Below are 4,173 nucleotides of genomic sequence, written 5' to 3'. Positions count from 1 at the left end.
AGGCCGCCACCGCGCTCGCCGACCAGATCCTGGCCCCGCTGGACGCGACGTTGCGCGCCTCGCTCCGCGCCTATCTGGCGGCCAACGGCCAGGGCGACCCGGCGGCGCGCGCCCTCGGCGTCCACCGGCACACGCTCCGGCACCGGATGAAGAGGGTCGCCGAGCTGCTGAACCGGGATCTGGACGCCCCGGCCACCCGTGCTGAGCTGTGGATCGTGTTCTCGCTGAGCTCCGAGTGATCTTCCTGTCGCGTGGGGTGAATTATAAAGATCCGTCACGGTTGGGCATCCGTCGTGTTCGAAATCTTCTGTTTCGCGCGCAACCTCCGGACAATCTTCGCTTGATGTCCGCTTTATCCCGGACCTAAGGGGAGCAAGTGAAGAAACTCATCGTCCTGACGGCAGTCGCAGGGCTGGGACTGTCGGTCCTGCAGCCCGCCGCCGCCCAGGCGAAGCCCAAGGCCGCCTCGATCAAGTGGCAGAAGTGTGCCGAGGAATCGGGCCTGCCGGAGCTGAAGTCCTACTTCCCGACGCTTGCCAAGACCAAGCTCGAGTGCGCGACGATCAAGGTTCCGCTCGACTACCGCAAGCCGCACGGCAAGAAGATCGGGATCGCGCTCACCCGGCTCAAGCACACCGGCAAGGGCAAGGCCCGGCACATGCTGGTCAACCCCGGCGGCCCCGGCGGCACCGGCACCGACTACGCGGTCGTCGCCGCGGCGCGCGCCTCCGACAAGTTCCGCAGCAAGATCGACGTCATCGGCTTCGACCCGCGCGGCACCGGCGGCAGCACCCAGATCAGCTGCCAGGCCGACTTCTTCAACCCCGTCCGCGCCGACCCGAACCCGACCGGCAAGGCCGACATCGTCGCCCAGCTCGCCCGGAGCAAGGCCTACGCCAAGGCCTGCGGCAAGAAGTACGGCCAGCTCCTCAAGCACCTGAAGACGATCGACAACGTCCACGACATGGACCAGATCCGCCAGCGGCTCGGCGACAAGAAGCTCGACTTCTACGGCGCGTCCTACGGCACCTACCTGGGCGGCGTGTACGCCAGCGTCTTCCCGCGCAAGGTCGGCCGCTTCGCGCTCGACTCGATGGTCGACCCCAAGAGCGTCTGGTACAAGGGGCAGATCGAGCAGGACTACGCCTTCGAGCGGAACATCAACTTCCTGTTCGGCTGGATCGCCAAGCACGACGCGGAGTTCGGTCTCGGCAAGGACAAGAAGACCGTCAGCGAGCAGTTCTACAAGGTCCGCTCCGAGCTGAAGGCCAAGCCGGTCTCGGTCGCGCTCGACCCGAAGAAGCCCGCTGAACTGACCAAGGTCGGCCCGAGCGAGCTCGACGACACCTGGCTCGGCGCCGGCTACCGCGCGTCCGACATCCGCTGGACCGACCTGGCCCGCTCCCTGTCCCAGCGCGTCAACAAGGGCGACGACACCGGCATCGCCCAGACCTTCGCCGACTACGGCGCCACCGAGGAGCCCACCAGCGGCTACGCCGTCTACCTGGGCACCCAGTGCACCGACGTCCAGTGGCCCAAGAGCTGGAAGAAGTGGGAGAAGGACGCCAAGACCGTCCAGGCCACCGCTCCCTTCATGGCGTGGGGCAACACCTGGTACAACACCCCCTGCCTGTACTGGCCCGCCAAGGCCGGCAAGCCGGTGAAGGTCACCAAGAAGCGCGGCCTGCCGACGATCCTGACCTTCCAGGCCACGCTCGACGCCGCCACCCCGTTCCCCAACGCCCTCAACATGACCAAGGCGCTCGGCGCCAAGGTCGTCATCGAGGACAAGGGCCTGACGCACGGCATCGTCCAGCGCGGCAACGCCCCGATCGACGCCTACTTCGAGAACTTCATGCTCTACGGCAAGCTCCCGAAGAAGAACGTCACGCACGTCAAGGCGCTGCCCGAGCCCAAGGTCGTCCCGGTCGACCCGGCCGCCCGCACCATCGGCGGCCACGTCTCGGACTTCCTGCTGAAGTAACGTCCGGCAAGTGAGGAGAACCCCCGGATCCGCTCGGATCCGGGGGTTCTTCGCGTTCTTCGTGTTCTAGAAGAGGACCGACATGAAGGCGTCGACCTCGACGAAGCCGACCCGCTTGTAGGCGGCGCGGGCCCGCACGTTGTAGTCGTTCACATAGAGCGAGACGGTCGGCGCGACCGTCCGCAGCGACTCCTCCAGCAGCGCCGCCATCCCGAACTCCGACAATCCCTTGCCGCGCGACTCCGGATGCACCCAGACGCCCTGCACCTGGCAGGCGTGCGGGGTGACCGCCCCGATCTCCGCCTTGAAGATCACCCGGCCGCCCTCGATCCGGGCGAACGACCGGCCCGCCCTGATCAGCTCGGCGACCCTGGCCCGGTACAGCACACCGCCGTCGCCGGCGTTGGGGGAGACACCGACCTCCTCGGTGAACATCGCGACACACGCCGGGTAGACGACGTCGAAGTCCTCCATCCGGACCCGCCGCACATAAGGGTCGGCGGGGAACGCCGACGGCTCGGAGGTCGACATCACCGGCTGGACCTCGCGGATCGCGCGCGGCGGCCCCCAGTACGGCTGGAGCAGATCCCACAGCTCCCGGACGGCCGGTACGGGCCCCACGATCGAACTGCACCGCCGGCCCTGCGTTCTGGCACGGTCCCCGAACGCGCGGACGGCTTCGGGCCCCGCGTTGATCGGGATCAGGTTGGCGCCGGAATAGCAGAGCGATTCCAGCCGGCCGTCCCGCCAGAACCCCCACATCTGCGCGCCCAGCCGGCCGGGGTCGAGCCCGGCCTGGTGCACGCGGGAGGAGACGAACACGTTCCCGACGGGGTCGGCGTCAAGGATCGCCAGGACCTCGTCGCGGTAGCGGTCGTCGAGGACCCGCACCGGGAGCGATCCCAGTATCCGCATCGAACCCCACCCGTTGTCACTTCGGCAGTTGCCCCCCAAGCCTATGACGTGGGGGACGGCTTGGGAGCGGGCAGGGCCCCGCAGTGCGTGATCGCCTTGCCGGGAAGGGCTCCGCTGCGCAGATAGGACTGCCACTTGCGGTCGACGCAGCGGTTGCCGGAAAGAGCGATCACATGGGTGCGTCCGCCGTCCTCGACGACCAGCCGGGAGCGGCGCAGCAGCCGGTGCATCTCCAGCCCGCCCGCGTACGGGGTGGCGGCGTCGTGTGTGGCCTGGAGCAGCAGGATCGGCTGCGACGCGTTGATCTTCACGGGCTTGCGCGCGGGTGCGGGCCAGTACAGGCAGGGCGCGTTGAACCAGGTGTTCTGCCAGGTCGCGAACGGTGCGCGCCGGTCGATCCTGCGGGCGTCGCGCTTCCACCGCTTCCAGGAGCGCGGCCAGGGGGCGTCCGTGCAGCCGACGGCGTTGTAGACGGCGTACTCGTTGTCGCCTTCGGCGGCGACGGCCTGGTGGGCGGTGAACAGCCCCCCGGTGTCGCGGTGCCGCTTCCAGGCGCTCCAGGCCCCGGCCAGAGTCGGCCACCAGTCGGTGGTGTACCCCGCGACCTGCAGCAGATCGGTGAACTCGTTGCCGGAGAAGCGGTGCAGCGGGCGGGCGTCGAGGGCCCTGCGGTCGGCGGTGAAACGGCGTTCGACCGCCGCGCTGGTCCTGCCGAGCCGGTAGGCGGAGCGGTGGCGGGCGATCCACGCGAAGAACGCGCGGAGGTTCGTCTGGAACGCCACGTCCTGGTCGAGGTTGGCGCCGTACCAGACCCGCGACGGCCGGACGTTGCTGTCCAGGACCATCCGGCCGACCCGCCGGGGGAAGCGGCTGGCGTAGACCGCGCCCAGATAGGTGCCGTACGAGCCGCCGTAGTAGTCGATCTTCTCGACGCCGAGGGCCGCGCGGATCAGATCGAGGTCGCGGGCGGCGTCCAGGGTGGTCATATGGCGGAGCAGCGCGCCGTGCCGGCGTCCGCAGGCCTGGGCATAGGTCTTCGAACGGGCCAGCCAGCGGCGGATCTCACGGTCGTAGGGGGGCCGGTTCGGGCCGAGATGGTCCGCCTTGCAGGTGATCGCCGGACGGCTGCCGCCGACCCCGCGCGGATCGAACCCGACGACGTCGTAGGCCTGGCGCAGATCAGGGGGGAGCGCGGCGGCGACGTCGAACGCGAAGCCGCGGCCCGCGCCGCCGGGGCCGCCCGGATTCACCAGCAGGACGCCCCGGTAGCGGCC

General features: G+C 69.2%; 4 protein-coding genes. 2 read left to right on the top strand and 2 right to left on the bottom strand.

The annotated features are described in order from the left end of the window. A partial coding sequence (locus ACYVE7_RS30315; protein ID WP_460369507.1) for a helix-turn-helix domain-containing protein occupies positions 1-239 on the top strand: 239 nt, incomplete at its 5' end. Positions 240-376: 137 nt separating this feature from the next. Next, positions 377-1,984: an alpha/beta hydrolase gene (locus tag ACYVE7_RS30310; RefSeq protein WP_460369506.1), complete on the top strand. Its 1,608-nt coding sequence runs from the start codon at positions 377-379 to the stop codon at positions 1,982-1,984. A 66-nt stretch (positions 1,985-2,050) separates the two neighbouring features. Here ACYVE7_RS30310 and ACYVE7_RS30305 read toward each other — a convergent pair whose 3' ends face one another. Both ACYVE7_RS30305 and ACYVE7_RS30300 read right to left on the bottom strand, forming a co-directional pair. Continuing rightward, positions 2,051-2,893 carry a GNAT family N-acetyltransferase gene (locus ACYVE7_RS30305; RefSeq protein WP_460369509.1) on the bottom strand — a complete coding sequence of 281 codons (843 nt, stop codon included), beginning with the start codon at positions 2,891-2,893 and terminating at the stop codon, positions 2,051-2,053. 47 nt (positions 2,894-2,940) lie between these two features. Further along, positions 2,941-4,173 (bottom strand): alpha/beta hydrolase (locus ACYVE7_RS30300; RefSeq protein WP_460369505.1); only part of this gene is annotated, 1,233 nt, incomplete at its 5' end.

This window comes from Actinocorallia lasiicapitis, assembly GCF_054778695.1.
This window is presented reverse-complemented; position numbering and strand designations above follow the sequence as displayed.